Origin of the sequence: Xanthobacter dioxanivorans (genome assembly GCF_016807805.1) — a bacterium.
Taxonomy (GTDB): Bacteria; Pseudomonadota; Alphaproteobacteria; order Rhizobiales; family Xanthobacteraceae; genus Xanthobacter; species Xanthobacter dioxanivorans.
Genome location: NZ_CP063362.1, coordinates 2686629 through 2712636, shown reverse-complemented (window position 1 = coordinate 2712636; position 26008 = coordinate 2686629). Strand labels below are relative to the sequence as shown.

Genomic DNA, 26008 nt, shown 5'->3' with positions numbered 1-26008 from the left:
CGGCCCGGGACCGGACGGAAACGATCTCGGCAGCGGCGCCGGCCTAGCCCTCGTCCGTCGGGCCGGGCAGCTCGGGCAGGTCGCCGGCGAGGCGGCGCGCGCCGCGTCCCGCGAGCCAGCGCACGAGATCGGCGGTCCGGCCGGAAACCTCGGCGCCAGCGCCCGTCACCCGCGCCGCGGCCCGCGGCGTCGGGGCCGGGTCGAGGGCGAGCCCGGCCGTGCGCGCGAGCGCCGGCAGCAGCCGGCCGGTGAGCTCGGCCGGAAAATCGCCGCAGGAGCCGCCGCAATCGAGATCGACGGCGTGCAGCCACACTTCCCGCGCCCGCAGCCAGGGAGTGTCACGGACCGGGAGCGGCGCGCCGCTCCGGCCGCGGGCGACAGCGTTCCAGCCGGCATCGGCGAGGTCGCGCCACTCCACGTCGAGATGCACCGCGGCGTGGCGGAAGAGGTTGCGCAGCGCCCGCGGCGGCAGGCTCGCGCCGGTCTCGATCTCCTCTGCCCGCGCCGCCTCGGAGGCGTACATGGGCAGGTCGACCCCGGTGCGCGCGCCTTCCACGACCCGCGCCAGCGCCCGCGCATTGTAACCCACGTGGGCGATGACGCGGGCCCGCGTCCAGCCCGGCACCAGGGACGGCGCGCCGAACTCCTCGTCCGGAATGCCGTTGAGCACCCGCGCGAAATACGCCGTGCCCCGACGCGCGAGGGCGAGTCCGCCCGCCGGGGCCAGAGGCGCGTCGTAGCGCGCCCCCGGGCCCTGTCGCGCGCGCAGGGCCTCCCGCGCGCAGCGTTCGGTGGTCCCCGTCACCGATCCACCTGCTCGACGGCGGTGCGCGCGAAGGCGAGCCGCTCCATGATGGGCGCATCGGAGAAGCGGAACAGGTCGAACTGGCCCTCGGCCCACAGCGACCACGGCACCCAGGACGGAACGACGAAGAGGTCGCCCACCTCGAGGGCGTGCTCCTGGCCGCCGATCACGGCGCCGCCCCGGCCGTCGAACACCTGGAACACGGTGGAGCCCACCTCGCGGCGGGTCGGCGTCACCGTGCCCGCGCGCAGGCGGTGGAACTCGGCGCGCATGGTGGGCAGCACGTCGCCACCATTGGTCGGGTTCACGTAGCGCACGGCGGCGTGGCCCTGCTCGACGGTGGCGGGCTGGCCTTCCTCCTCCAGCAGGAGCTGCTCGGCGAGGGCGCGGTCGGTGTGCTCCCAGCGATAGGCGCCGATGGGCGAGGACACCGTCTCCTTCAGCCCCGAGAGGGGACGCAGGCCCGGATGCGCCCACAGCCGCTCGCCCCGCGAGAAGCGCGGCGTCGCGTAGTCGGTGACGCGCTCCGAGCCGAACTCGAAGAAGCCCACGTCATTCTGGTAGCTGAAGGGGATGTCGAGGCCGTCGATCCAGGCCATGGGCTGGTCGGTGTCGTTGTGGTGGCCGTGGAAGCACCAGCCGGGGGTGAGGAGGAAGTCGCCGCGGCTCATGCGCACCGGGTCGCCGTCCACCACGGTCCACACACCCTCGCCCTCGATCACGAAGCGGAAGGCGTTCTGCGCATGGCGGTGCTCCGGCGCGGTCTCGCGCGGGCCGAGATACTGGATGGCCGCCCACAGGGTCGGGCTCACATAGGGCCGGCCGCCGAGCCCCGGATTGGCGAGGCCGAGCGCGCGGCGCTCCCCGCCCCGGCCCACCGGCACGAGACGCCCGGATTCCTCCGCCAGCGGCAGCAGCTTCTGCCACTTCCACACATGCGGCACCGCCCTGGGCGCCGGGTGGACGGGCATGAGATCGTCGAGCTGGGTCCACAGTGGCATGAGATGCTCGGCCGCGAAGCCCTCGTAGAGGGCCTTCAAGGCCGGCGTGTCCTCGGGCTGCATGGCGTTGGCCACGTCCGCGTGGGTCATCATGGACATCAGGCAATCCTCCCTTTTTCACCGATGGGCCGGCGGCACGGCAGGCGGAAGCCGGCGTACGGAACGCTCCGCCGGGCCCGGCGCTGCGGCGCCCCGCCCAAGCGCGCGAGCGCCGCGCGTCGTTTTTCTGTTGAACCGGAGGCATTCGCTCCAGCTAGTTAGAACGTATACTGTTTATCAGTATACGTGTCAATTGACGGCGACTGGTTCCGGACTGGATTGGTGCAAGATTACTGTCAGGAAAAGCAAAGGGTTGCGCCGACCCGCAGGGTCTCGGCCCAGGCCGCGGGTCGGCGCCGGCTTCATGCCACGCCCGGCCTCAGTAGGACGAGCGACCGCCGGAGATGTCGAACGCGGCGCCGGTGGAGAAGCTGCACTCGTCCGAGCACAGCCACGCCACCAGGGCCGCCACCTCCTTCGGCTCGCCCACGCGGTTGACCGGGATCTTGGCTCGCGAGGCCGCCACCGCTTCCGGCGACATCTGCTTCAAGAGCTCGGTTCCGATGAGGCCGGGGGTGACGCAGTTGACGAGGATCCCGGTCTCGGCGAGCTCGCGCCCCAGCGCCTTGGTGAGGCCGATGACCCCGGCCTTGGCCGCCGAATAAGCGGACATGGAGGGGTTTGCCTCCTTCCCCGCCACCGAGGCGATGTTGACGATGCGTCCGTACGCGCGTGCCCGCATGCCGGCGATGACCGCGCGGCTGCACAGGAAGACACTGTGGAGATTGACCTCCACCGTGCGCCGCCAGGCGGCGTAGGCGTAGTGTTCGAGCAGCTCGGTGGGGCCGGTGATGCCCGCATTGTTGACGAGGATGTCGATGCCGCCGAGCACGTCGTCGGCGCGGATGGCGGCGGCGGCAACCGCCGTCTCGTCGATCACGTCCACCTTCTGGAAGAGGAAGCCGTCGCGCTCCCCCTCCTCCACGGCGAGGTCCCAGATGGCGACGCGGCTGCCGGAGGCGGCGAGCCGCTCGGCGATGGCGCGGCCGATGCCGCCGGCGCCACCCGTCACCACGGCGGTGCGCCCGTTCAGATCGATGGTGTTCAAGCCCGAATTCCCTGGTGAGAGCGGGCCGCCGCGCGGATGCGGCGGCCCCGGGGTCGACGCCGGCGGGCGGCGGATCACAGCTTGCAGGCGGGGTCGGCCGCCGGCATCGCCTCGGCGGCGGGGACCACCATGGTGATCACCGGCTTGGGCTGGCCGTTCACCTCCACCACGTCGCCGAAGAAATTCGGCACCACGAGCTGGTGGTCCTCCTTGCGCATGAGCGCGTCGCCGAACACGGTCTTGAAGGTGGTGCCCTCCATGGCGGCGCTCACGTCGGCGGGCTTCACGCTGCCCGCCTTCCTCACCGCCTGGAAGATGACCTGCATGCCGATATAGGTCTCGCCCTCGAAGTTCGACGGCGTTGTGCCCGGATACTTCTTCTCCCACTGCGCCACGAACGCCTTGTTCTCGGGCGAGTCGAAAGTGGAGCTGTAGTTGATCACGCCGAGGATGCCCTTGGCGGTGTCGCCGAGCGTCTTGGCGGTGTTGTCGGTGACGAAGCTGACCCCCGCGGTGGTGACCTTGCCGAGCAGGCCGAACTGCTTGGCCTGCGTGGCGAAGTTGATGGCGTCGCGCCCCGCGAGCGCAACCCACAGGCCCTGCGCCCCCGAGTCGGCGATCTTCTGGATATACGGCGCGAAATCATTGGTGCCGAGGCTGGCGAAGCCATCCGCCACCACCGTCTTGCCCGTTGACTCGGCGGCCTTGGTGAAGCTCGCCGCCGAGTTGCGGCCCCACGCGGTGTCGGAGGCCATGATGGCCCACTTGCCTTCCTTGCGCGTCGCCAGCCACGGGCGCACCACGGCGGCATCCGAATAGTCCGGGTGGTTCACGCGGAACAGCCGGCGGCTGCAAGACTTTCCGGTGATCTCGTCGGCCTTGTTGATGGTCGCCACATACATGGCGTCCCAGCGATCGAGCTGCGGCGCGATGGCGAGCGCCTCGCCGGAAGCGATGGCGCCGGTGAGGATCTTGTAGCCGGAGAGCACCAGCTTCTCCGCCTGCTGGCGCGCGGCCTCGGCCTTGGCCTGGGTGTCGAGGAAGCGCACCTCCACTTTGCGGCCGTCCACGCCGCCCGCAGCGTTGGCCTCGTCCACCGCGAGCAGCACGGCGCGGCGCGCCTGCTCGCCGAGATCGCCGTAGGGGCCGGTGAGCGCGGTGGGCACGCCGATGAGCAGCGGCTCCTTCTGCTGCGCCAGCGCCGGCCCGCCGAGGGCGAGCGCGGCGAAGCCTGCCGCGGACAGCAATACACGCCTGTTGACCAACATCTTCTCCTCCCGGTTCTGTTTTGCTTGGTTTAACTTGTTATCCGCACCCATGCGGGTGCTCCCGCGCAGTCAGACCGCGACGTGTTTCTTCAGCGTTTCCATGGACAGGCCGGACAGGTGGCCGTCCTCGACCACCGCGCCCTTCGAGAGCACGTAGTAGCGCTCCGCCACCTTCCGGACGAGGCCGAGGTTCTGCTCGATGAGCAGGATCGACGTGCCCCGGTCCGCGAGCCTGGCGAGAGTGTCGCCCAACTCGTCCACCACCACCGGGGCGAGACCTTCGCTGGGCTCGTCCAGGATCAGCAGGTCGGGGTTCGCCATCAGCCCGCGGCCGATGGCGAGCATCTGCTGCTGGCCGCCGCTCATGGCGGTGCCGGGCGTCTCCGCACGCTCCCGAAGGATCGGGAACATGCCGAACACCGCTTCCAGGTTCCACGGCCCGGGCCGGCCGGGCGCCGCGCCCAGGGTGAGGTTCTCGCGCACGGTGAGCGTCGGCACGATGCGCCGGCCCTGGGGCACGATGGAGAGCCCCGCGCGCGCCGCCGAATAGGCGCGGATGTCCGACACCGGCCGGCCCTTGAAGGCGACCTTTCCCGCCCGGCGCGCGGCGACGCCGATCAGCGTGTTCACCACCGTGGTCTTGCCGACGCCGTTGCGGCCGAGGATGGCCACCCGCTCCCCCGCCGTCACGCGGAGCGAGACATCGTGCAGCACCCGTGCGGAGCCGTAGCCGGCATCCACCTTTTCAAGATCGAGCAGGGTCATGCGGCGGCGCTCCCGAGATAGGCCTTCACCACGTCCGTGTTGCCGCGCACCTCGTCGGGCGTTCCCTCGGCCAGGATCTGGCCGAGATGGAGCACAGTGACGCGTGCGCAGATGGAGAAGATCACCTCCATGTCGTGCTCCACGATGAGAACCGTGAGGCCCCAGCGCTCGGCGAGGTCGCGCAGCATGTGGGCGAGGGCGAGGGATTCGCCCATGGTCAGCCCCGCCGCCGGCTCGTCGAGAAGCAGCACCTTGGGCTGGCCCACCAGCGACAGGGCGAGGTCCACGCGCCGCTGGTCGCCGTAGGAGATGTCCGCGGCGCGGCGCTCCGCGAGGGGCAGGAGGTTCAATTCGCGCAGCACGTCCTCGGTGTTGTCCACCTCGGCCTTGCGGGCGGCGAGCTCGACCTGCCGGCGCACCGTGAGCTCGGGGAAGATGTTGGTCTTCTGGAACGAGCGGGAGAGCCCGGCATGCCGGCGCGCCCGCTCGCTCAAGGCGCCGATGTCGGCGCCCTCCAGCAGCACCGTGCCCGAGGATCCGGTGCCGCGTCCGCGGCCCGAGAGCACGTCCATGCAGGTGGACTTGCCGGCGCCGTTGGAGCCGATGAGGCCGCGGATCTCGCCCTTGGCCAGCGAGATCGACACGTCGCGCAGCGCGGTGAAGCCGCCATACCTGCGGGTGAGGCCGCGCGCCTCGAGGCTCAGTGTCTCAGCCATGACGCCCTCCGCGGACCCGGTTCGCGACAAGGCCGATGGCGCCGGAAAGGCCGGTCGGCAACGCGACGGTGACGGTGATGAGCACGATGCCGATGAGCGCCTGCCAGTGCTCGGTGTAGCTGCCTGCCGCATCGCGCAGGAAGAAGAACACCACCGCCCCCAGCGCCGGCCCCCACAGGGTGCGCGCGCCGCCGATGATGGCCATCACCAGCGCCTCGCCCGAGAGGCTCCAGTGCAGCACGTCCGGGGTGACGAAGCCGTTGTAGAGGGCGAACAGCACGCCCCCCATGGCGGCGATGCCCGCCGACAGGGCGAACACGATGGCGCGGGGGACCAGCGTCTCGTAGCCGATGAAGCGGGCCCGCTCCTCATTGTCCTGGATGGCGAGGGTGAGCGTGCCGAGATGGCTGCGCGACAGCAGCCACAGGCCCGCGATCAGCGCCATCAGGACGATCCAGCACACCACGAACATGGTCTCGGGCCGCTGAAATGTGGAAACCGGCAGGCCGAACAGGCTGGACGGCAGGCGCACCGGCAGGCCGTCCTCGCCATTGGCGAGCTCTCGCCAGCGCATCATCAGTTCGTGCAGGGCCTCGGCCACCGCGAGCGTGAGCATGGAGAAGGCGACGCCGGAGACGCGCAACATCACGAAGGCGATGGCGAAGGCCACCACCACCGGCACCAGCACGGCGGCGATGACCACCACCTCCGCCGATACGCCGCCGCCCTGGGCAGCCAGCGCCACGATGTAGGCCGCTCCGCCGAAGAAGGCGGCGTGGCCGAAGCTGACCAGCCCGTTCTGCCGGATGAGAAAGCCGACCGAGGTCGCGAGAACCGCGCCGATGGTGGCCTGGGTGAGGAGGGTGAGCAGCAGCGCCGAGCCGATGTGGCCGGGCACCAGCGCCCCTGCCGCGGCGACGAACGCCAGCGTCACCGGAAAGCCGAGGCCGCGCCGGGCCGCGGGGGCCTCGACCAGGGCAGCGGAGAGGTTGGAAGTCTCGCTCATGGATCAGGTCCTCACGATGCCGTTCGGGCGCCAGATCAGCACCGCCACCATGAGGATGAGCGGGATCATGGACGCGATATGGGGCACGTAGACCACCCCGAGATTGTGCAGTTGCCCGATCACCAGCGCCGCCACGAAGGCGCCGGTGAAGGAGCCGAGCCCGCCGGTGACCACCACGATGAAGCTCTCGATCAGGATGGAGCTGCCCATGGAGGGCGAGAGCGCGAGCAGCGGCGCGGCGATGACGCCGGACAGGCCCGCCAGCGCGGAGCCCATCGCCACCACCAGGGCGCTCAGGCGCTCGGTGTCCACGCCCTGCATGCCGGTGGTCAGCGGATCGACGCTGGAGGCGCGCACGTAGAGGCCGGCCCGGCTCGTCTTCAGCCAGAGGCTGAGGCCCGCCGCCACCAGCACCGCCACGGCCACCACGAGCAGGCGGTAGACCGGGAAGCTGGAGTCGCCCAGCGCGACCGTGCCGGAGAAGGCCGCGGGCGTCGGGAAGCTGAGAAGGTCGCGGCCCCAGATGGTGCGCACGACGTCCTCCAGCACCAGCAGGAGACCGAAGGTCACGAGCACCGTGACCATCGGCTCCTCTTTCTGGAGCGGCCGGAACACGAACCGGTCGAGCGCCACGCCAAGCACGGAGAGCACCAGGATGGAGCAGGCCACCGCCCCCCAGAAGCCGAAGACCATGTTGGCGGCGTAGCCGACATACGCGCCCACCATGAACAGGGCGCCGTGGGCGAAGTTCACCACCCGCCGCAGCCCGAAGATGAGCACGAGGCCCACGGAAAGAATGTAGAGCAGGCCGCCGTAGACGAGGCCGTTCAGGATCTGGATCAGCACGTGGCGCCTCCCGGTTGGCGCGCGCCGCGCGCGTCGGCGCCGGCGTGTTCAAAGCAGCGCATGGTCGTTCCCTCCTGGCTGTTGGGCCGCGTCCAGCCCTTGGTGCCCGTCGCCCGGCCGGGGCGCCGAGATGGCCTTGCCCGCCGCGCGCATGGCGGCGCGATAGGCGAAGACGATGGCGGGGCCGAGCGTGGTGCCAGGTCCCGGATAGGTGCCGGCCATGATGGAGGCCATGTCGTTGCCGCAGGCGTACAGCCCGGGAATGGGTCGCCCGTCCGCGCCGAGGACGCGGGCGTCGGCATCGGTGGACAGGCCGGTGCTGCTGGCGATCTCCGCCGGCCACACCTCCACCGCGCAGAACGGCCCCTTCACGATGGGCGCGAGGCACGGATTAGGCGTGTGGGCGGGATCGCCGTTGAAGCGCGAGAGTTCCCGCGCGCCCTTGCCGAAGTCGAGGTCGACGCCGGTGGCAGCGAAGCCGTTGTGGCGCGCCACGGTGGCCCTGAGCGCCGCCGGATCGACGCCGATCCGGCGCGCCAGCGCCTCCAGCGTCGGCGCGAGGATGATGTAGCCGCTCTCGGCGAACGGCTTCAGGTTCGTGGTGCCCGGATGGATGGCGCCGAGGCCGTACCTGCGGACGAAATCCGCCTCGCAGATCAGGTAGGCCGGAATACTCGGCGTCGTCCTGTTCTCCTCGAACATGGCCTCCACGAAATCATGGTAGGAGGCTCCCTCATCCACGAACCGCCGGCCGGCCTTGTTGACGGCGATGAGGCCGGGCTTTGCCCGGTCGAGGGAGAGATGCGGGAACGGCCCCCGAGATCCATCCTTGCGGCGGAGGGTGGAGACCGGGGTCCAGAACGCCCCGGTGCCGTGCTCTCCGGGCGCGATCCGCGCCCCGGCGTCCCGGCCGAGGACGATGCCGTCACCCGTGTTGCCGGCCGCCGCGAGCGAACGCTCGGGGACGGGCTTCGGCATGAAGGCGGCACGAAAGGCCGGGTTGCGCGCGTAGCCCCCGGTGGCCAGCACCACCCCCTTGCGCGCCCGGACCGCGATCGCGCGGCCGCCCTCCACCTCCAGCACGGCGCCGGTGACCCCGTCCGGCCCGCGGATGAGTTCCTTCACCGACGTACCGAACGCGATCGGCACATTCGCCTTGCGCAGGCTGAAATAGAGCCGCGCCACCAGCGCATTGCCCATGACGACGCGGGTGCCGCGGGAGAACCGCAGGCGATCCGCCATGTAGCGCAGGAGCAGACGCGCGGAATAGGCGAAGTTGGCAAGCGACCTGAAGCGGCCGAGGAGCCGCGGAATGTCGTCCTTGCCCACCATCATCCCACCGAACACCATGAATTCGGGGATGGGCGGGCGCACGCGGGCGAAATCCTTGCCGAGGAGCCGCCCGTCGAAGATGCGCGGCACGATGGCCCGCCCGCTCACCGCCGCGCCGGGAATCTGGGACTGGTAGTCCGGATGCTTGCCGCAAGGGATGAACTGAACATCCGTGCGCGCCATCAGGTAATCGATGGCCTCGGGGCCGGTGGAAAGATAGGCCTCGCGCAGCGCCGCGTCGCCTCCGTTTCCCGCCAGCGCCCGCATGTAAATGTCGGCCTTGGCGGCGCTGTCGTCGTAGCCGGCGTCGCGGCTCTGGTGGTTGCCGGGAATCCAGAGCGTGCCGGCGGAGGTGGAGGCCGTGCCGCCCACCTGCTGGGACTTCTCGCTCAGGAGGACGTCGAGCCCCTCGAGCGCCGCCACGAGCGCCGCCGCCATGCCGCCGGCACCGGCGCCGGCAACGAGGAGATCGACTTCGCGGTCGTAGTTGGGATGTGACACGGGATCGTCCTCGACGCTGTCACCAGGGATTGGGGCGGCGCGCGCCGCCCCGGGAGCGGGCGCGGCTCAGGCCGCCTTGGCGGCGAGCTGATCCAGAAGCGTGTCACCGGCGATAAGGCCGAAGACGCTGGACTTGGACAGGCCGCCCGAATAGCCGGAGCGGCTTCCACCCTCGAGCCCGCCGGTGGTGGCTCCGGCGGCGAACAGGCCGGGGATCGGCGCGCCCTGCGTGCCCAGCACCCGCGCCCGGGCGTCGGTGGCGATGCCGCCCATGGTGTAGGTCACCCCGGCGCAGACCGGGATGGCGTGGAACGGCGCCTTCAGTATGGGCCAGGCCCTGTAGCTCGTGGTGGTGCGCGCGGGCGTCGCTTCCGCCCCGCTTTGGGCTGCCGCATTGTGGGCCGCCACCGTTTGCGCCAGTGCATCCGCGGGGATGGCGAGCTTTTCCGCCAACCCTTCCGGCGTCGGCGCCGAGACGAGCGCCCCGCCGGCGCTGAGGAGGAACGGATTGGCCGGCAGCAGCCAGTCGGTGCCCGGCCCGTTCCAGATGGCCGCGTCGAAGACGATGACCGCCGAGAGCGGATCGGCGAGGCGCGCGATGGCGTTGGTGACGTGGACGCCGCCCAGCCCCTCGTCACAGAAGCGCGCGCCGGCGCCGTCCACCACGATGCCCGCCGTGGCGAGGGAATCCAGCACCGGATAGGGCCAGAAGCGCTCATCCTCCATGGCCGCGCGATACTGGACGTGGCCGTAGAAACTCTCCATGCCCACGAGCCTCGCGCCCGCCGCCTCCGCCATCCTGAGGCCGGCGCCGCTGCCGGTGCGCGCGTTGCGCATGAGCAGGCGCTCGGGAGCGGGCGAGACGAAGCGCCTCATGAGCTCCATGTCGGCCTGGAAACCACCGTCGGCCAGCACCACGGCACGCGTATGGAGCACGCCCTCGGCGCCGTTCTCACGCACCTTGATGCCGGCGCAGCGCCCGGCGTCCATGACGAGCTCCAGCGCCTCGACCCCGCGGCTGAGCGTGCCGCCGCGACGGCGCAGCACGTCGGCGAGGGTGCGCAGCATCACGTCGCCGGCGCGGCCCTGCCAGTGCAGGCCGGTCTGCCGCACGCCGGGCGGGGCGAGGGAATTCTGCCTGAGGCCGTCCGGCCCGGCCTTGATGAAGCGGATGCCCTGCTGCCTGAGCCAGGCCAGCGTCCGCCGCGCGTTGGCGGCGAGCGTGGTGGCGAGGTCCTCGTCGGTCTCGCCATGCGTGGCGCGCCGGATGTTGTCCGCGACCCAGGCGGGATCGCCCGCCATGTCATCCATGGCGATGTGGAACAGGCCGCCGGTGTAGCGACTGTTGCACAGATAGGCCTCCCCGGTGCTCTTCTCGATCACCCGCACGCGGAGCCCGCCTTCGGCGGCGCGGACCGCGGCGCACAGGCCAGCGAGCCCGGCGCCGACCACGACCACGTCAAGATCTTGCGAAATGCTCATCTTCTTATGTCCTCCCGGCGGCAGGTCTTCGCGCGACCGCTCTCTTTTGGTTATTTGGCACCGGCCGGCGACCGAAACTATTTCGGCATCAAAGTATCGGCGATGATCCTCAGGACCTCGACATAGCTGACGAGCAGTCCGGTCGTGACGACGCTTGCGAGGAGCCCGGCGACCACGACCAGCGGACCCCACCCGGCCAGAACCAGATAAAGCGCGGCAATGAGCGGCAACGCGCCGAATACCCCCGCCAGGATGAGCCCTCGCTTCACCAGAAACCCGACCATCGGATAGGTGGGAACTTTGTATTCGCTCGATGCCAAGGGGTCCTCCCGTCCAACACTCGTGCCGGGGGACGCTGCGGACAACTGGCGGCTGGAATGGCCCCCTCCCGCGGCGGGGCGGAGCCCGGCCGATGGAATTTCCGCGCGTTCCCCGCTTCACGCCTCGCGGGCGCTGATTCTTGTGATTGCGGCGCCGTCTCGATAATTAGTAAGAATACGTAATTGACGTATACTGTCAATATGCCTTCATCCCGTCGCGGCACCATTTTCCGGGTGCGCTCAGGCGTTGGCGCCGGCGGCATGGCGGCCCGCCAGGCGACCCGAGGTGAAGGCCCACGCAAGGTGATGCCCATGCCCCTCCAGCAGCAGCCCGCCCTGCCCGGTGGAGCCCACCGCATAGAGGCCGGGAATGGCGCCGCCGTCGGCGCGGGTGACCTGGTGATTGCGGTTCACCGTGAGCCCGCCGTCGGTGAGGATGATCCAGCTCTTCACCGGCCCGAGGGCGTAATACGGCCCCTTGGCGAGCTTCGGGCGGCCGGCGGCGGAGGCGTTGTAGCGCGCGATCTCGGCCTCGAGCCGCCCCGCCGCAACCCCCATGGAGGCGGCGAGGCCACCGAGGGTCGATGCCTTGTGGAACAGGTCCGGCCGGTTGCGCCGGTAATCCTGCAGATAGGCGTAGGCGACGCCCGGGGCCGTGGAGATGAAATACGGCCACTTGCGGAATTTCTTCGCCACCGCTTCGTCGAAGACGATGTAGCCGACCTTGTCCGGTTGCTTGCCAAAGGCGTAGTTCGGCTTGTCGAGCTCGTCGGCGAAGCGCTCACCGTTCTTGTTGATCAGGATGGCGCCTTCGCGGAACAGGCTCGGCTCCGGGCTGAGATAGGTGGTGACGAACGACAGGATGAAGGGCCGCAGCAGCGCCGCCGGCAGGCGCTCCAGCGCGATGCGCATGGCGTTGGTCAGCAGCGGGTGCGGCGGCAGGCTGAGCAGCAGGCTCGGCTTCGGCGGCGGCATGAACCGCAGGTTCGGGCCGTAGACGATCTCGCCGAACTTCACCTGCGCGCCCAGGTCCTCTCCGAAGCGGTGGCCGTCGCCCATGTTGGTGGTGTTCACGCCGTCCACGTCGGCGACGGCTGGGTTGAAGCGCCCCTTCCATTCGGGGCTCGATGAATAGTCGCCGGTGGCGAGGATGACGGCCCGGCGGGCGCGGATCTCCCGCTCCTGGCCCGCGATCCGCGCCACCACGCCGACCACGCGACCGCCCTCCACCACGAGGCGCTGCACGGCGGCGTCGACGCGCGCATCGACGCCCACGCGCCCGGCTTCCCGCGCCACGAAATAGATGTAGGCCCGCGAGTTGGGGATGATGTTGTGCATGCGCGGCGCGCGATGCGGCGGCTCCGGCATGGGACCGTAGAAGGTCACGCCGAGACTCATCAGCCAGTCGACGCTTTCGGTGACATTCTCCACCAGGATGCGGCGCAGCTCTTCATTGTCGTTGGCCGCGAGATCTCCCGCGAACTTCGCCATGTCCTCGAAATGGGCCTGCGGGCTGTCCTTGATGCCCGCGCGCTTCTGATGCCAGGTGCCGGTGGCGGTGATGGAGCCGATGGAAAGGCCCGTGCTGCCGCGCAGCTCCGTGTGCTTTTCCAGAAGTATGACCCGGGCTCCCGCCTTGCGGGCGAAGATCGCGGCGGTGAGGCCGGAGCCGCCGCCACCGACGACGACGATGTCGGTTTCCTCATAGGGGACGTGGACATTCGTGGGGCGCGTCATTGTCACTCCCTGTACCCATGTGCTTGCGGAACCCGCCGGTCCGGACGCCCGCAGCGTCACGGGCGCAGCGGGCGCGCGGCAGACCGGGCTCATCCTTCTTGGCGTGGCGCTCTCTTGGCGTGCCGCCTTCCTGGCGTGCCGCCGAAGGGGCCGGCTTGGCGTTCAAGTTGGGTCAATGGGCGTCGACTTGGATGCGACGTCGTTTTTGCTTTCCGGCCTGCGCCGGACTGGCAGCGGGAAGTGATGGTGCGCGGGCCTCCGGGGACGATGGTCGTCAGCCGCGCGCGCCCCTCTCTCCCATGCCGTCCGTCCAGCCGAATTTAGACAGAACACTGATTATAAGTATACACATTGAATTCAAGCGTCAATTCGGTCGAAGCCGCCTTTCGCGGCCCGGATCCGATCCGGGCCCGCTCGCCTCCGGTGACGCTCGCCCCTGCCCTCCCCTTGCGACGGCAGGGGTTTGCGGAGCGGACGCGCTCATGCGGGCAGGTTGATGCCCGCTTCCTGCGAGATGCGTCGTGCCGCTCCGCCGGCCTTGAATCCGCCGTCGACGGCGAGGTCCTCGCCGGTGATGAAGCTCGATTCGTCGGAGGCGAGAAACAGCACCGCCCGGGCCGCCTCCTCGATGGTGCCGTAGCGGCCGAGGGGGGTCGCCCTGCGCCAGGGCTCCAGATGCGCGCCGCCGGCATTCAGCCCGGTCACGATGATGCCCGGGCACACCGCATTTACCCGGATGCCCCAGCCCACGAATTCCATGGCGGCGCTGCGGGTGAGGCCGAGGAGGCCCGCCTTGGTGGCGCTGTAGGCGGGATCGTTGTGGCCCACATAGGCGGCGACGGAGGCGATGTTCACCACCGCGCCGCCGCCCGCGTCGCGCATCGCCGGCGCTGCCGCCTGCATGCCCAGCATGGCGCCGGTGAGGTTGACCGCGAGCACGCGGTTCCAGGCGTCCAGCGAAGTCTCCATGATGCCGGTGCGGTTGAGGATGCCGGCATTGTTGACGAGGGTCGTGAGGCGCCCCTTCCAGGCGATGACGCCCGCGACCACGTCCGCCCAGTTGGCGGGATCGGTCACGTCGAGATGGAAATAGCGGGCTTCGAGCCCATCATCCGAAATCTGCCGGGCGACCGCCTCGCCGGGCGCGTCCAGCACGTCGCAGATGGCGACGGCCGCTCCCTCGCGAGCGAACATCCGCGCCTCGCTCTCGCCCTGCCCCCGACTGCCGCCGGTGATGATCGCGACCTTGCCCTCCAGGCGACCCATGCCCGTCTCCCCATGTCGTTTGTAATTTTCGCTTCGCGCCGGAAGCCTGGCGCCGGAAACCTGCGCCGGAAGAGGCCCCCCGGCGTGTGCCGCGGCATCCCGCGACGGCTGCGTTGCGTTAGGCGCCAAGCTGCGTCAGACTTGCCATTGTTCAGCATTCTGTCAATCACCCATGGCGACCGCGCGCGAATCGCGAACCGGAGTTGTTCTTGATGCCCCTGAGCGATCTTTATTCGAAGCCGGGCCACCTCATCCGCAGGGCGCATCAGATCTCGTGGGCGCTGTTCCTCGACGAATGCGCGGAGTTCAATCTGACGCCGGTCCAATATGCGGCCATGGTGGCCATCGAGGAGCGGCCCGGGGTCGATGCGACGCGCCTGTCCTCGCTCATCGCCTTCGACCGCTCCACCATCGGCAACGTCATCGAGCGGCTGGAGAGCCGCGGCCTCGTGACGCGCAAGCCGAGCGCGGAGGACAAGCGCCAAAAGCTTCTCTTCCTCTCCCGTGAAGGGGCCGCGCTGCTGAAGAATGCGGAAGCCTCTGTGGAGCGGGTCCAGGAGCGCCTTCTCGCTCCCCTCACTCCGACCGAGCGCAAGCAGTTCGTGAAGCTCTTGATCCGCCTCGCCACCCTGAACAACGAAGCCACGAGCGCCCCCATCCGCGAGGTGGAGGACACGACTTCGATGGGCCGGCATGCTCGAACCTCGGCCCGCTGAGAGCAGCGCTCCCGAACATCGCCCAACGGCTCAGGCATCGGCCCGTTCCATGACCATGGCGATACCTTGTCCGACGCCGATGCACATGGCGACGAGCGCATAGCGCCCGCCGGTCTTCTCCAATTGGCGCAGGGCGGTCAAGACGAGCCGAGCCCCGGAGGCCCCGAGGGGATGGCCGATGGCGATGGCGCCACCGTTCGGGTTGAGGCGGGAATCGTCGGCGGACAGACCGAGGCCGCGCAGACATCCCAGCACCTGGGTCGCGAAGGCTTCGTTGATCTCGATGACGTCCATGCGGGCCAGCGAGAGGCCGGCGCGGGCCAGCGCCTTTTCCGATGCGGGCACCGGCCCGAGCCCCATCACCCTCGGCGCGACGCCGGCCACGGCCGTCGAGAGGATGCGTCCGCGCGGCGCGACGCCGAACGGCTTCCCGACCTCCGCCGATCCGACCAGCAGCGCCGCCGCGCCATCGTTTATGCCGGAGGCGTTGCCGGCGGTGACGACGCCGCCGGCGAAGAGCGGCTTCAGTTTCTCCAGAGACGCGAGGGTGGTCTGCGGCCGGGGATGCTCATCGGTGGACACCGGCAGGGCCGGCTTGCCCCGGCCTTGGGGAACGGCCACCGGCTGGATCTCTTCCGCATAGAAGCCGGCCGCGCGGGCCTCTTCGTATTTCTCCTGGGAGCGCAGGGCGAAGAGGTCGGATTCGGCGCGGCCGATGCCGAGGTCGGCGGCGATGTTGTCCGCGGTCTGCGGCATGGAATCGGTGCCGAAACTGGCATCGATCCGGGGATTGGAAAAGCGCGCGCCGATGGTGGAATCAAACACCGCGACCTCGCGGCTGTAGGCGCTGGTCGCCTTCGCGGTGACAAAGGGCGCCCGGCTCATGGTCTCGACGCCGCCGGCGATGAACAGCCCGCCTTCGCCGCATCGCACGGCACGGGCGGCATCCGCCACCGCCGAGAGGCCGGAGCCGCAGAGGCGGTTGAGGGTCACGCCACCCGCGCCTTCGGGAAGGCCTGACAGGAGCGCGGCGTGGCGCGCGACGTTGCGGGCGTCCTCGCCGGCCTGGTTGGTGCAGCCGATCACCACGTCCTCGATCCGCGAGGCGGCGAAGGAGTTCCGGTCGAGAAGGCCGGCGATCACCCCGGCCATGAGATCGTCGGGGCGGACCGGGGCGAGCGCGCCGGCATGGCGCCCGAACGGGCTGCGCAACCCGTCATAGATCATGGCCTGTGGCACGGCGTGTCTCGTCTGGCAGGAGGGATCGCGAGGCGGCGGTGAGGCGCGGGCGTGTCCCCGCGGCGGGAAGCGTCACCTTCATCGAGACAAATCAATATGTCAATGCATTGACATTAAAATCCGCGGCAAATATGGTGCCGCCATCTTACAGCAATATATTTATATAAGAACGAAACGACACTGAGACGGCCACCCGCACGGGCCAGGCTCGGTTCGCCGGGTCCGCCCACCGGGGACGAGCCGGGGCGGCGTCATCAGCGGTGGAAACGTCCGAGGCAATGAGCGCACCATGACAGGTCCCGATCACACCGCAGCCGCGGCGTCCGCCTTCGGCCTCAGCGCCGACCAGGCCAGCTTCCGCGAAACCACCGCGCGCTTCGCCGCCGAGGTCCTCGCGCCCGGCTACAAGGTGCGCGAGGGAGAGGCCGCCGTGTCGCCGGAGCTGCGCCGGCAAATGGGCGCGCTCGGCCTCATCGGCGTGGAATTCCCCACCGAATATGGCGGCCTCGGCGCCGATCACGTCACCTCCGGCGTGGTGCTGGAAGCCATCTGCGAGGGGGATTTCAACGTCGGCTACATCCAGCTCCTGTCGTCCTTGTGCGGCGCCATCGTCGCCCGTCACGCGGCGCCGGAGATCGCCGCCGAGATCCTGCCCAAGGTGGTGGCCGGCGAATGCCTGATCGCCCTCGCCCTCACCGAGCCCCAGGGCGGCTCGGATGCGGCGGCGCTGGCCCTCAAGGCGGCGCGGGACGGCGACCATTACGTTCTCGACGGGGAGAAGACCTCCATCTCCATGGCCGACCAGGCGGACCTCGCGGTGGTGTTCGCCCGCACCGGCACGCCGGCCGAGCGGGCGCACGGCGTCTCCGCCTTCCTGGTGGACATGACGCTCCCCGGCATCAGCCGCACCCGCTTCAGCGATCTCGGCGAGCACGCCATCGGCCGCGGCTCCATCTTCTTCGATCATGTGCGGGTGCCCGCGTCCCACCGGCTGGGGGCGGAGGGCTCGGGCTTCGTTCAGGTGATGCAGGGCTTCGACTTCTCCCGCGCCCTCATCGGCCTGCAATGCCTGGCGGTCGCCCGCGCCTCGCTGGCCGAGACCTGGGCCTACGTGAAGGAGCGCAAGGCGTTCGGCAAGCCGCTGGCGGACAACCAGGGCGTCACCTTCCCGCTCGCCGAGGCGGAGACCATGGTGGAGGCGGCGCGCCTCCTCTGCTACCGGACCCTCGCCGCCAAGGATGCCGGCGCGCCCCACACCAGGGAGGCGGCCATGTGCAAGTGGTGGGCGCCCAAGCTCGCCTTCGAGGTGGTGCACACCTGCCTGCTGATGCACGGCCATGCCGGCTATTCCACCGAGCTGCCGTTCGAGCAGCGCCTGCGCGACGTGCTCGGCCTGCAGATCGGCGACGGCACCGCGCAGATCATGAAGATGATCATCGCCCGAGAGGCACTGAAAGCCGCCTCCCGCTGACCACCAGAAGGCGAAAAGCCCCTCCGGAGGAGACGACCCCATGAGCTACGACCTGCTGCCGGCCTCCCGCCGCGATGCCATGACCCGCGCCGGGCTGTGGCGCGACGAGACCCTGCTCGATCATTTCCGCCGCCACGTTGAGGCCCATCCGGACAAGACGGCGGTGGTGGCGACCCGGGCCGAGAGCGGAGCGGAAGCCCGCTTCACCTATGCCGAGCTCGATCGCCTCTCCGACCAGGTGGCGGTCGGCTTCCTGCGCCGGGGCGTGGGGGACGGGGACGTGGTCTCCTTCCAGTTGCCGAACTGGTGGCAGTTTCCCGTCCTCCACCTTGCCTGCCTGAAGGTGGGGGCGGTCTCCAACCCGCTGATGGTGATCTTCCGCGAGCGCGAGCTCACCTTCATGCTCGGCCTGGCGGAATCGAAGATCCTCATCGTCCCCGCGCGCTTCCGCAACGTGGACCACCGCGCCATCGCCGCCGGCATCCGCGCCGACCTGCCGCGGCTCGCCCATGTGTTCGTGGCGGACGGGGAAGGCGAGGAGGACTTCGCCAACCTCATCGCCGCCGACATCACCGATGCCGAGGCGGCCGTGCTGGGCGGGCGCCGCCTGTCGCCCGACGCGGTGATCCAGCTGCTCTATACCTCGGGCACCACCGGCGAGCCGAAGGGGGTGAGCCACACCTCCAACACCATGCTCGCCAACCTCGTGCCGTTCGCCGAGCGCCTGCACCTGGGGCCGGCGGACGTGATCCACATGCCCTCGCCCATGGCCCACCAGCTGGGCTTCATGTACGGTCTCGTGCTGCCGGCCATGCTCGGCGCCACCGCGGTGCTGCAGGATATCTTCGTGGCCGAGACCATGGCGCAGCAGATCACCCGTGAAGGCGCCACCTTCACCATGGGCGCCACCCCCTTCCTCAACGACCTCGCCGACCATTGCCTGCGCACCGGCACGCCCACCCCGACCCTGCGCATCTTCGTCTCGGCCGGGGCGCCCATCCCGCGCCCGCTGGTGGTCAAGGCCCGCGAGGCGCTGGGCGCGGCCATCATCTCCGCCTGGGGCATGTCGGAGAATGGCGCGGTCACCACCACGCGGGTGGAAGATCCGCAGGACAAGGTGACCTCCACCGACGGCTGCCCACTGCCGGGCATGGACGTGCGCGTCGTCGACCTCCATGGCAAGGTGGTGCCGGCGGGCGAGGAGGGCATGCTGCAGGTGCGCGGCTGCTCCAACTTCGTCGGCTATCTCAAGCGCCCGGGCCTCGCCCAGGTGGACCAGGACGGCTGGTTCGACACCGGCGACATCGCCCGCATGGACGCCGACGGCTACATCCGCATCGCCGGACGCTCCAAGGACATCATCATCCGCGGCGGCGAGAATATCCCGGTGGTGGAGGTGGAGAACATCCTCTTCAAGCACCCGGCCATCGCCGCGGTGGCCGTGGTCGGCTACCCGGACCCGCGCCTGGGCGAGCGGGCCTGCGCCTTCGTCATGCCGCGGGCGGGAATGAGCATCACCTTCGAGGAGATGGTCGCCTACCTGAAGGCGCAGAAGATGGCGGTGCAGTACATCCCCGAGCGGCTCGAAGTGGTGGCGGCGCTGCCCCAGACCCCCTCGGGCAAGATCCAGAAATTCCGCCTGCGCGAGATGGCCAAGGCCGCCACCGGCGCCTGACCCGCCCGCGCGCCGAGACGACATGCGCGGCGACCGCCGCCCCCGCAAGAGGAGAGACAGATGGCCGGCCAGGAACCCACCGCTTACGAGGACATCCTCTACGAGGTGCGCCCGGAAGGCGTCGCCCGCATCACCATCAACCGCGCCGACAAGTACAACGCCTTCCGCGGCCAGACCGTGGACGAGCTGATCCACGCCTTCCAGACGGCGGGATGGGACCGCTCCATCGGCGTGATCGTGCTCACCGGCGCCGGCGACAAGGCATTCTGCACCGGCGGCGACCAGAGCGCCCATGACGGCCAGTATGACGGGCGCGGCACCATCGGCCTGCCCATCGACGAGCTGCAGAGCCTGATCCGCGACGTGCCGAAGGTGGTGATCGCCCGCGTCAACGGCTTCGCCATCGGCGGCGGCAACGTGCTCGCCACCATCTGCGACCTCACCATCGCTTCCGACAAGGCCCAGCTCGGCCAGGTGGGGCCCAAGGTCGGCTCGGTGGATCCGGGCTTCGGCACCGCCTATCTCGCCCGCATCGTCGGTGAGAAGAAGGCGCGGGAGATCTGGTACCTGTGCAAGCGCTACACGGCGGCGGAGGCCCTCGCCATGGGTCTCGTCAACGCCGTGGTGCCGCACGATGAGCTCGACGCCGAGGTGGACCGCTGGTGCGCCGAGCTGATGGAACGCAGCCCCACCGCCCTGGCGCTGGCCAAGCGCTCGTTCAACGCCGACACGGAGAACATCCGCGGCATCTCCTCCATGGGGATGGCGGCGCTCAGCCTCTATTACGACACCGACGAATCCAAGGAGGGCGGCATCGCCTTCCGCGAGAAGCGCAAGCCCGACTTCCGCCGTCATGTAGTGAAGAAGGCGGACTGAGGTGCGCCCCGGGGCGCCGGCGCATGAAGAACAACCAAGGAGGGCGCCATGGAACTCGGCTTCACCCCTGAGGAGATCGCCTTCCGCCAGGAGGTCCGCAGCTTCCTGCGCGCCGCCCTGCCGGAGGTTTATCGCCGCAAGCTCAGCGAGGGCCGGCGCCTGTCGAAGGACGAGCTGGCGCACTGGACGCGCATCCTCCACGCCCAGGGCTGGGCGGTGCCGCACTGGCCGGTGGAATGGGGCGGCACCGGCTGGGACCCGGTGCGGCAGATGATCTTCCGCGACGAGATCCAGCAGTTTCCCGCGCCCGAGACCCTCTCCTTCGGCACCTCCATGGTGGGGCCGGTGGTCTACACCTTCGGCTCGCGGGCGCAGAAGGCGCGCTTTTTGCCGCGCATCGCGCGCCTCGACGACTGGTGGTGCCAGGGCTTCTCCGAGCCCGGCGCCGGCTCCGACCTCGCGGCGTTGAAGACGCGCGCGGTGCGCGACGGCGACCATTTCGTCATCAACGGCCAGAAGGCCTGGACCACGCTGGCCCAGCACGCCAACTGGATCTTCGTCCTGGCCCGCACCGATTCCACCGCCAAGAAGCAGCAGGGCATCTCCTTCCTGCTGGTGGACATGGCGAGCCCGGGGGTGACGGTGCGGCCGGTCGAGACCATCGACGGCGGGTTCGAGATCAACGAGGTGTTCTTCGACGACGTGCGGGTGCCGGCGGACAACCTCGTCGGCGCGGAGAACAAAGGCTGGGACTATGCCAAGTTCCTGCTCGGCAACGAGCGCAACGGGCAGGCCCGCGTCGGCCTTTCCAAGGCGCGGGCACGGCGCATCCGCGAGCTGGCCTCGGCCTCCCTGAACGGCGCCGCGCCGCGCCTCGCCGATCCCGCCTTCCGCCGCCGCCTCGCCGGGCTGGAAGTGGAGATCAAGGCGCTGGAGATGACCCAGCTGCGCGTCATCGCCGCCGAGCGGGGGGAGGGGCAGCGACAGGGGGAAGGCAAGCCCAACCCGGCTTCGTCCATCCTCAAGATCCGCGGCTCCGAGCTGCAGCAGGCGACCACCGAACTGCTCATGGACCTCATCGGCCCCGCCGCTCTGGTGCGGCATGCGGACGAGGGTCCCGACGGCTACGACTTCGCGCGGGGCGGCGCCTCGACCTATTTCAACCTGCGCAAGCTCTCCATCTACGGCGGGTCCAACGAGATCCAGCGCACCATTATCGCCAAGGCCATTCTCGGGCTGTGAGCGGCGGGAGCTTTCGGACATGAATTTCGATCTTTCCGAGGAACAGCAGCTCCTCAAGGACAGCGTCGCGCGCACCTTCGCCAAGTCCTACGACTTCGAGGCGCGGGCGAGGATCCTCGCCTCCCCCGCCGGCTGGAGCCGCGCCGCCTGGATGCAGATGGCGGAGCTGGGGCTGCTCGGGCTGCCGTTCGCGCCCGAGGACGGCGGCTTCGGCGGCGGACCGGTGGAGACCATGATCGTCATGGAGGCGATCGGCCGGGCGTTGGTGGTGGAGCCCTATCTGTCCACCGCCGTGCTCGCCGCCGCGGTGCTGCGCCACGGGGGAAGCCCGGCCCTGCGCGCCCGGCTGGTGCCGCAGGTCGCCGATGGGTGCCTCATCCTCGCCTTCGCCCATGGGGAGCCGCAGGCGCGGTGGGAACTGTCCGACGTGGCGACCTCGGCGGAGCGGGTGGAGGGCGGCTACCTTCTATGCGGCCGCAAGTCGGTGGTCGTCGGCGGCGATGTCGCCGACATGCTCATCGTGTCGGGTCGCATGTCGGGACCGCCGCGCCATCCGACGGGCCTCGGACTGTTCCTGGTCAACGGTTCGGCGCCGGGCGTCACCATCAAGGCCTATGCGACGCAGGACGGGCGACGTGCCGCCGACATCCGCCTTGACAGTGTGTTCGTCGCCGATGTCGACGTGGTCGGCGACCCCGCCGGCGCCCTGCCGGTCATCGCGCGGGCGGTGGACGAAGCCATCGCCGCCATCTGCGCCGAGGCGGTGGGGGCCATGGACGAAGCCGTTGCGATGACAGTGGAATACCTGAAGACGCGCCAGCAGTTCGGCGTCGCCATCGGCACCTTCCAGGCGCTCCAGCACCGGGCGGCGGACATGTTCGTGGCTCTGGAGCAGGCCCGCAGCATGGCCCTGTTCGCGGTCATGTCCGTGGCCGAGAAAAACCCGCAAACCCGCGCCATTGCTATGTCCGCGGCCAAGATTCAGATCGCCCGGTCGGCCCGTTTCATCGGCGAGCAGGCGATCCAGCTCCATGGCGGCATCGGCATGACCATGGAGTACAAGGTGGGCCACCTGTTCAAGCGCCTCGTCATGATCGACAAGGAGTTCGGCGACCTCGACCACCATCTCGACCGCCTCGCCGCCGGAACCTCGCTGCTGGAGGAAGCATAGGCGGGTCAGACCTCGTTCAATCCGTCCTTGAGCCGATCCAGCAACACGTAGAGCTGAAGCTGCTCCGCCGCGCTGAACGACGCCAGCGCGGCGGCATAGAAGGCCGCGATGGAGGTCTGCATGGCGTCCCAGGTGCGGTTGCCTTCGGGGGTGAGCTGGATCAGCCGGCTGCGCCCATCCTCCGGGTCCTTGACCCGTTCCACCCATCCGCGCGCCTCCAGCCGGTCGAGCACCGCCGTCAGGTTCTGGCGGCTGAGCAGGAGGAACTCGATGAGATCCTTCACGCTCATGCCCTTCTCCCGCACCAGCGGCCGCGTCAGCGCGCCGAGCACGGCCCATTGCTGGGTGGTCGCGCCGAAGTCGCCCATGTAGCGGGTGCCGTTTTTGTGCATCAGGTTCGAGCTCTGATACAGGCGGAAGAACAGGCGGTTGGCGACCTCGAAGCGATCGGGTTCAAGAGGCGATGTGCGGCGAGACATGATTGGAGCCCTCTGCGTATCGCCGTTAGGAGATGGCCATCCTCGACGCAACACAATTTTATATCAATGAATTGACATATTAAATTGTCCCAGCATAATGCCCACGTTTCATTTTGAGCGAGCGTGGGCCGTGAAAGATTTCGACAAGCGAGTGATCGTAATTACCGGTGGCGGCGGCGGCATCGGCGGGGCGACGGCTCGTCGTTTCGCGGCCAAGGGCGGCCATGTGGCAGTGCTGGACCGCGACTTGGACGCTGCCGCCAAGACAGTCGCGCAGATCACCGCCGACGGCGGCACCGCCCGCGCTTATGCCTGCGACATCACCGATCGCCGCACGGTCGACGACGCCATCTCGGCCACGGAAGCCGAGCTCGGCCCCATCGCCGTCCTCGTCAACAATGCCGGCTGGGACGTGTTTCGCCCCTTCCTCCAGACGACACCCGAGGACTGGGAGCGGCTGATCGCCATCAACCTCGTCGGCGCCCTGCACATGCATCATGCCGTGCTGCCGCTGATGGTGGCGCGCAAGGCAGGCCGGGTGGTCAACATCGCCTCCGACGCCGCCCGCGTGGGATCGAGCGGCGAGGCGGTCTATGCCGCATGCAAAGCGGGCCTGGTGGCGCTCTCCAAGACGCTGGCCCGCGAGCATGCCCGCGACGGCATCACCTTCAACGTGGTCTGCCCCGGCCCCACCCAGACCGCCTTGTTCGAGGACTACAAGAAGGGCGCCGGCAATGCGGACAAGCTGGCGGAGGCCTTCCGCCGCTCGATCCCGCTCGGCCGCATCGGCGAGCCCGAGGACCTGCCCGGCGCCATCGCCTTCTTCGCCTCCGACGCGGCGGGCTACATCACCGGCCAGGTGCTGTCGGTGTCCGGCGGCCTGAGCATGGTGGGCTGACGCCCCGTCCGCACCGGCGAAGCGAGGGCCGGGGGAGCCGCCGCGGGCGGACCCGGCGGAGGAAACCGGCAGCAAGTGGGCCCTGGAGAGGAGCAATGCCATGACATCTGCCACGCCATCCATGCGCGCGGTTTTCCTGACGGGGCACGGCGGCAACGCCATGGTGGAGATCGGCGAGCGGCCCATGCCGGAGCGCCGGCCGGGCGAGGCGATGGTGCGCATCCTCGGCGCCGGCCTCAACCGGGTCGATCTCTACATGCGCGACAGCGGCGCCGGCATCACCCACAAGCTGCCGCTGATCATGGGCCTCGACGGCGCCGGCGAGATCGTCGATCTGGATGCGGCCGAGCCCCGGCTGAAGCTCGGCCAGAAGGTGATCGTCCATCCCGGCGTGGGGTGTGGCCGCTGCGAATTCTGCCAGCGGGGCGAGCATGTGCTCTGCACGTCCATGCAGCTGATGGGGGAGCATCGGGACGGCCTGCTCTGCGACTACGTGTCGGTGCCGGTGCAGAACGTGTTTCCCATGCCGGCGGGGTTCGACGTGGTCGAGGCGGCTTGCCTCGGCACCGCGCCGCTGACGGCATGGCGCATGGTGTTCACCAAGGCGCGGGTCCAGCCCCATGAGAGTGTGCTGATCTTCGGCATCGGCGGGTCGGTCTCCCTCTCCGCCCTGCGGTTCGTGAAGATGACGGGCGCCCGCGCCATCGTCACCTCCCGCGATCCGCGCAAGCGCGATCGTGCCCTTGCGCTGGGAGCGGACGCCGCCATCGACGGCACCGGCGTCGACATCGCCGGCCGGGTGATGGAGCTGACCGACGGTCGGGGCGTCGACGTGGTCATCGAGAATGTGGGCGAGGCGGTGTGGCCGTTTGCGCTCAAGTCCCTGGTGCGCGGCGGGCGCATCGTCACCTGCGGCGCCACCTCCGGGGATCGCCCGTCGGCGGATCTGCGCCGCATGTTCATCCGCCAGCTCCAGGTTCTCGGCTCGACCCACGGCACGTTCGCGGAGTTCAGCAGCCTGCTCGCCGTCTGCGGGCGCGGCCTGTTCCGCCCGATCATGGACAGCCGCTTCCCCGTCGGGCAGGCCCATGCCGCGCTCGACCGCCTGGAGCAGGGGGCGCAGTTCGGCAAGGTCGGCATCGAGATGACCGACTGGTGACCGGCCCGACCGCCGGCGCGGCAGCAATTCCCTCCAACGAGGTCTTCTCCATATGAATCACCCCGCCCCGGACGCCGGGCCTCAGCGTGTCGCCCTGTCCATCGACGGCACCGTCGCCACCCTGACCCTGTGCCGCCCGCAGATGAACGCCATCGACGACGCCATGCTCGAGGCTATCCTCGATGCGCTGGCGCGCGTGGAGGCGAGCCCCGCGGTGATCTTGCTGCGCGTGCGCAGCGACCAGCGGGTGTTCTGCGCCGGGGCGGACCTCGATCTGGTGGCGAGCCGGGTCGGCAGCGCCGACGGCGCCGCCGCCATGGTCAAAACGGTGGAGCTGTTCCATCGCGCCTACGGCCGGCTGGCGGCGCTGCCGGCAATCACCATCGCCGAGCTGGAGGGCCATGCCCTCGGGGGCGGCCTGGAACTGGCGCTGGCCTGCGACCTCCGGATCGCGGCCCATCACGCCAAGCTCGGCCTGCCGGAGGCGAAGGTGGGCCTGCTGCCGGGCGCCGGCGGCACCCAGCGCCTGACCGGGCTGTGTGGGGCGGGCGTCGCGTCGCGCCTGATCCTCACCGGCGAGGTGATCGACGGGCGCGAGGCGGAGCGCCTCGGCCTGGTGCAGTGGACGGTCCATGCGGTGGACTTCGCCGACCTGGCCTCGGAGATCGCCGCCCGCGTCGCCGCCTTGTCGCCGGATGCGGCGCGTGCCGCCAAGCGCTGCATCGGCATTGCCAGCGCCATCGCTCCGGCGGGGCTGAGCGCGGAGATCGAGGGCATCGGCGCGCTGATACGCGCTCCGGCAACCGAAGGGTACGTGGCCACGTTCCTGCGGCGCTGAGCAATCTTCGACACGGGCGTATCGCGGGGGCATTCGCCCCTCGACGGAGGGC

24 protein-coding genes are annotated in these 26008 nt (G+C 69.7%); 9 read left to right on the top strand and 15 right to left on the bottom strand.

Annotated elements, in window-relative coordinates; all coding sequences use genetic code 11:
* Positions 1–43: 43 nt before the first annotated feature.
* From EZH22_RS12795 to EZH22_RS12735, 13 genes are all read right to left on the bottom strand, one after another.
* Complete coding sequence (locus tag EZH22_RS12795) at positions 44–805, bottom strand: maleylpyruvate isomerase family mycothiol-dependent enzyme (RefSeq protein ID WP_203195977.1); 762 nt, start codon at positions 803–805, stop codon at positions 44–46.
* The gene (locus EZH22_RS12790) at positions 802–1905 is read right to left on the bottom strand and encodes a cupin domain-containing protein (protein WP_203195976.1); all 1104 of its coding nucleotides are present in this window, start codon (positions 1903–1905) and stop codon (positions 802–804) included. Before EZH22_RS12790 ends, EZH22_RS12795 begins: the two co-directional genes overlap by 4 nt.
* 319 nt (positions 1906–2224) lie before the next feature.
* A complete protein-coding gene (locus EZH22_RS12785) occupies positions 2225–2953 on the bottom strand; it encodes an SDR family oxidoreductase (protein WP_203195975.1) in 729 nt (242 codons plus the stop codon).
* Positions 2954–3027: 74 nt separating this feature from the next.
* A complete protein-coding gene (locus EZH22_RS12780; RefSeq protein WP_203195974.1) occupies positions 3028–4221 on the bottom strand; it encodes an ABC transporter substrate-binding protein in 1194 nt (397 codons plus the stop codon).
* A gap of 69 nt (positions 4222–4290) precedes the next feature.
* On the bottom strand, positions 4291–4986 hold the full coding sequence (locus EZH22_RS12775) for an ABC transporter ATP-binding protein (protein ID WP_203195973.1): 696 nt from the start codon (positions 4984–4986) through the stop codon (positions 4291–4293).
* Positions 4983–5702 carry an ABC transporter ATP-binding protein gene (locus tag EZH22_RS12770; protein WP_203195972.1) on the bottom strand — a complete coding sequence of 240 codons (720 nt, stop codon included), beginning with the start codon at positions 5700–5702 and terminating at the stop codon, positions 4983–4985. The genes EZH22_RS12775 and EZH22_RS12770 overlap by 4 nt, the downstream gene beginning before the upstream one ends.
* Positions 5695–6708 carry a branched-chain amino acid ABC transporter permease gene (locus tag EZH22_RS12765; RefSeq protein ID WP_203195971.1) on the bottom strand — a complete coding sequence of 338 codons (1014 nt, stop codon included), beginning with the start codon at positions 6706–6708 and terminating at the stop codon, positions 5695–5697. Before EZH22_RS12765 ends, EZH22_RS12770 begins: the two co-directional genes overlap by 8 nt.
* A gap of 3 nt (positions 6709–6711) precedes the next feature.
* Positions 6712–7554, bottom strand: coding sequence for a branched-chain amino acid ABC transporter permease (locus EZH22_RS12760; RefSeq protein ID WP_203195970.1), 843 nt, complete (start codon positions 7552–7554; stop codon positions 6712–6714).
* 48 nt (positions 7555–7602) lie between these two features.
* Positions 7603–9387 (bottom strand): FAD-dependent oxidoreductase, encoded by a 1785-nt coding sequence (locus EZH22_RS12755; RefSeq protein WP_203195969.1) that lies wholly within the window; start codon positions 9385–9387, stop codon positions 7603–7605.
* Between the two features lie 66 nt (positions 9388–9453).
* A complete protein-coding gene (locus EZH22_RS12750) occupies positions 9454–10869 on the bottom strand; it encodes an FAD-dependent oxidoreductase (RefSeq protein ID WP_203195968.1) in 1416 nt (471 codons plus the stop codon).
* Between the two features lie 77 nt (positions 10870–10946).
* A complete protein-coding gene (locus EZH22_RS12745; protein WP_203195967.1) occupies positions 10947–11189 on the bottom strand; it encodes a hypothetical protein in 243 nt (80 codons plus the stop codon).
* A gap of 240 nt (positions 11190–11429) precedes the next feature.
* Positions 11430–12926 (bottom strand): FAD-dependent oxidoreductase, encoded by a 1497-nt coding sequence (locus EZH22_RS12740; RefSeq protein WP_203195966.1) that lies wholly within the window; start codon positions 12924–12926, stop codon positions 11430–11432.
* 480 nt (positions 12927–13406) lie between these two features.
* Positions 13407–14192, bottom strand: coding sequence for an SDR family NAD(P)-dependent oxidoreductase (locus EZH22_RS12735; protein ID WP_203195965.1), 786 nt, complete (start codon positions 14190–14192; stop codon positions 13407–13409).
* Positions 14193–14404: 212 nt separating this feature from the next.
* Here EZH22_RS12735 and EZH22_RS12730 point away from each other — a divergent pair, with 212 nt between their 5' ends.
* The gene (locus EZH22_RS12730; protein WP_203195964.1) at positions 14405–14908 is read left to right on the top strand and encodes a MarR family winged helix-turn-helix transcriptional regulator; all 504 of its coding nucleotides are present in this window, start codon (positions 14405–14407) and stop codon (positions 14906–14908) included.
* A gap of 30 nt (positions 14909–14938) precedes the next feature.
* Here the strand turns inward: EZH22_RS12730 and EZH22_RS12725 are convergent, their stop codons facing one another.
* Entirely contained in the window at positions 14939–16147 is a 1209-nt protein-coding gene (locus EZH22_RS12725) for a 3-oxoadipyl-CoA thiolase (protein WP_203195963.1), read from the bottom strand.
* Positions 16148–16436: 289 nt separating this feature from the next.
* Between EZH22_RS12725 and aliB the strand changes: the two genes are divergently transcribed.
* The 5 genes from aliB to EZH22_RS12700 are packed head-to-tail and all read left to right on the top strand — an operon-like array spanning position 16437 to position 22582.
* Entirely contained in the window at positions 16437–17618 is a 1182-nt protein-coding gene (gene aliB / locus EZH22_RS12720; RefSeq protein ID WP_203195962.1) for a cyclohexanecarboxyl-CoA dehydrogenase, read from the top strand.
* 40 nt (positions 17619–17658) lie between these two features.
* Complete coding sequence (locus tag EZH22_RS12715; RefSeq protein ID WP_203195961.1) at positions 17659–19293, top strand: cyclohexanecarboxylate-CoA ligase; 1635 nt, start codon at positions 17659–17661, stop codon at positions 19291–19293.
* Positions 19294–19353: 60 nt separating this feature from the next.
* On the top strand, positions 19354–20169 hold the full coding sequence (badI, locus tag EZH22_RS12710; RefSeq protein WP_203195960.1) for a 2-ketocyclohexanecarboxyl-CoA hydrolase: 816 nt from the start codon (positions 19354–19356) through the stop codon (positions 20167–20169).
* A gap of 48 nt (positions 20170–20217) precedes the next feature.
* Positions 20218–21411 (top strand): acyl-CoA dehydrogenase family protein, encoded by a 1194-nt coding sequence (locus EZH22_RS12705; protein ID WP_203195959.1) that lies wholly within the window; start codon positions 20218–20220, stop codon positions 21409–21411.
* A gap of 19 nt (positions 21412–21430) precedes the next feature.
* On the top strand, positions 21431–22582 hold the full coding sequence (locus EZH22_RS12700) for an acyl-CoA dehydrogenase family protein (RefSeq protein ID WP_203195958.1): 1152 nt from the start codon (positions 21431–21433) through the stop codon (positions 22580–22582).
* Positions 22583–22587: 5 nt separating this feature from the next.
* Here EZH22_RS12700 and EZH22_RS12695 read toward each other — a convergent pair whose 3' ends face one another.
* Entirely contained in the window at positions 22588–23061 is a 474-nt protein-coding gene (locus EZH22_RS12695) for a MarR family winged helix-turn-helix transcriptional regulator (protein WP_203195957.1), read from the bottom strand.
* Positions 23062–23191: 130 nt separating this feature from the next.
* Here EZH22_RS12695 and EZH22_RS12690 point away from each other — a divergent pair, with 130 nt between their 5' ends.
* The 3 genes from EZH22_RS12690 (at position 23192) to EZH22_RS12680 (ending at position 25956) form a co-directional block, all read left to right on the top strand.
* Complete coding sequence (locus tag EZH22_RS12690) at positions 23192–23959, top strand: glucose 1-dehydrogenase (RefSeq protein ID WP_231711450.1); 768 nt, start codon at positions 23192–23194, stop codon at positions 23957–23959.
* 100 nt (positions 23960–24059) lie between these two features.
* Positions 24060–25118, top strand: a complete 1059-nt coding sequence (locus EZH22_RS12685; RefSeq protein WP_231711449.1) for a zinc-binding dehydrogenase — start codon at positions 24060–24062, stop codon at positions 25116–25118.
* 52 nt (positions 25119–25170) lie between these two features.
* Positions 25171–25956 carry an enoyl-CoA hydratase/isomerase family protein gene (locus EZH22_RS12680; protein ID WP_203195955.1) on the top strand — a complete coding sequence of 262 codons (786 nt, stop codon included), beginning with the start codon at positions 25171–25173 and terminating at the stop codon, positions 25954–25956.
* Positions 25957–26008 lie beyond the last annotated feature (52 nt).

Coding starts and splice junctions, on each gene's coding strand:
- EZH22_RS12790 (WP_203195976.1), bottom strand. CDS start 1,905: ATGTCCATGATGACCCACGCGGACGTGGCCAACGCCATGCAGCCCGAG.
- EZH22_RS12780 (WP_203195974.1), bottom strand. CDS start 4,221: ATGTTGGTCAACAGGCGTGTATTGCTGTCCGCGGCAGGCTTCGCCGCG.
- EZH22_RS12775 (WP_203195973.1), bottom strand. CDS start 4,986: ATGACCCTGCTCGATCTTGAAAAGGTGGATGCCGGCTACGGCTCCGCA.
- EZH22_RS12770 (WP_203195972.1), bottom strand. CDS start 5,702: ATGGCTGAGACACTGAGCCTCGAGGCGCGCGGCCTCACCCGCAGGTAT.
- EZH22_RS12765 (WP_203195971.1), bottom strand. CDS start 6,708: ATGAGCGAGACTTCCAACCTCTCCGCTGCCCTGGTCGAGGCCCCCGCG.
- EZH22_RS12750 (WP_203195968.1), bottom strand. CDS start 10,869: ATGAGCATTTCGCAAGATCTTGACGTGGTCGTGGTCGGCGCCGGGCTC.
- EZH22_RS12740 (WP_203195966.1), bottom strand. CDS start 12,926: ATGACGCGCCCCACGAATGTCCACGTCCCCTATGAGGAAACCGACATC.
- EZH22_RS12735 (WP_203195965.1), bottom strand. CDS start 14,192: ATGGGTCGCCTGGAGGGCAAGGTCGCGATCATCACCGGCGGCAGTCGG.
- EZH22_RS12730 (WP_203195964.1), top strand. CDS start 14,405: ATGCCCCTGAGCGATCTTTATTCGAAGCCGGGCCACCTCATCCGCAGG.
- aliB (WP_203195962.1), top strand. CDS start 16,437: ATGACAGGTCCCGATCACACCGCAGCCGCGGCGTCCGCCTTCGGCCTC.
- EZH22_RS12715 (WP_203195961.1), top strand. CDS start 17,659: ATGAGCTACGACCTGCTGCCGGCCTCCCGCCGCGATGCCATGACCCGC.
- badI (WP_203195960.1), top strand. CDS start 19,354: ATGGCCGGCCAGGAACCCACCGCTTACGAGGACATCCTCTACGAGGTG.
- EZH22_RS12705 (WP_203195959.1), top strand. CDS start 20,218: ATGGAACTCGGCTTCACCCCTGAGGAGATCGCCTTCCGCCAGGAGGTC.
- EZH22_RS12700 (WP_203195958.1), top strand. CDS start 21,431: ATGAATTTCGATCTTTCCGAGGAACAGCAGCTCCTCAAGGACAGCGTC.
- EZH22_RS12695 (WP_203195957.1), bottom strand. CDS start 23,061: ATGTCTCGCCGCACATCGCCTCTTGAACCCGATCGCTTCGAGGTCGCC.
- EZH22_RS12685 (WP_231711449.1), top strand. CDS start 24,060: ATGACATCTGCCACGCCATCCATGCGCGCGGTTTTCCTGACGGGGCAC.
- EZH22_RS12680 (WP_203195955.1), top strand. CDS start 25,171: ATGAATCACCCCGCCCCGGACGCCGGGCCTCAGCGTGTCGCCCTGTCC.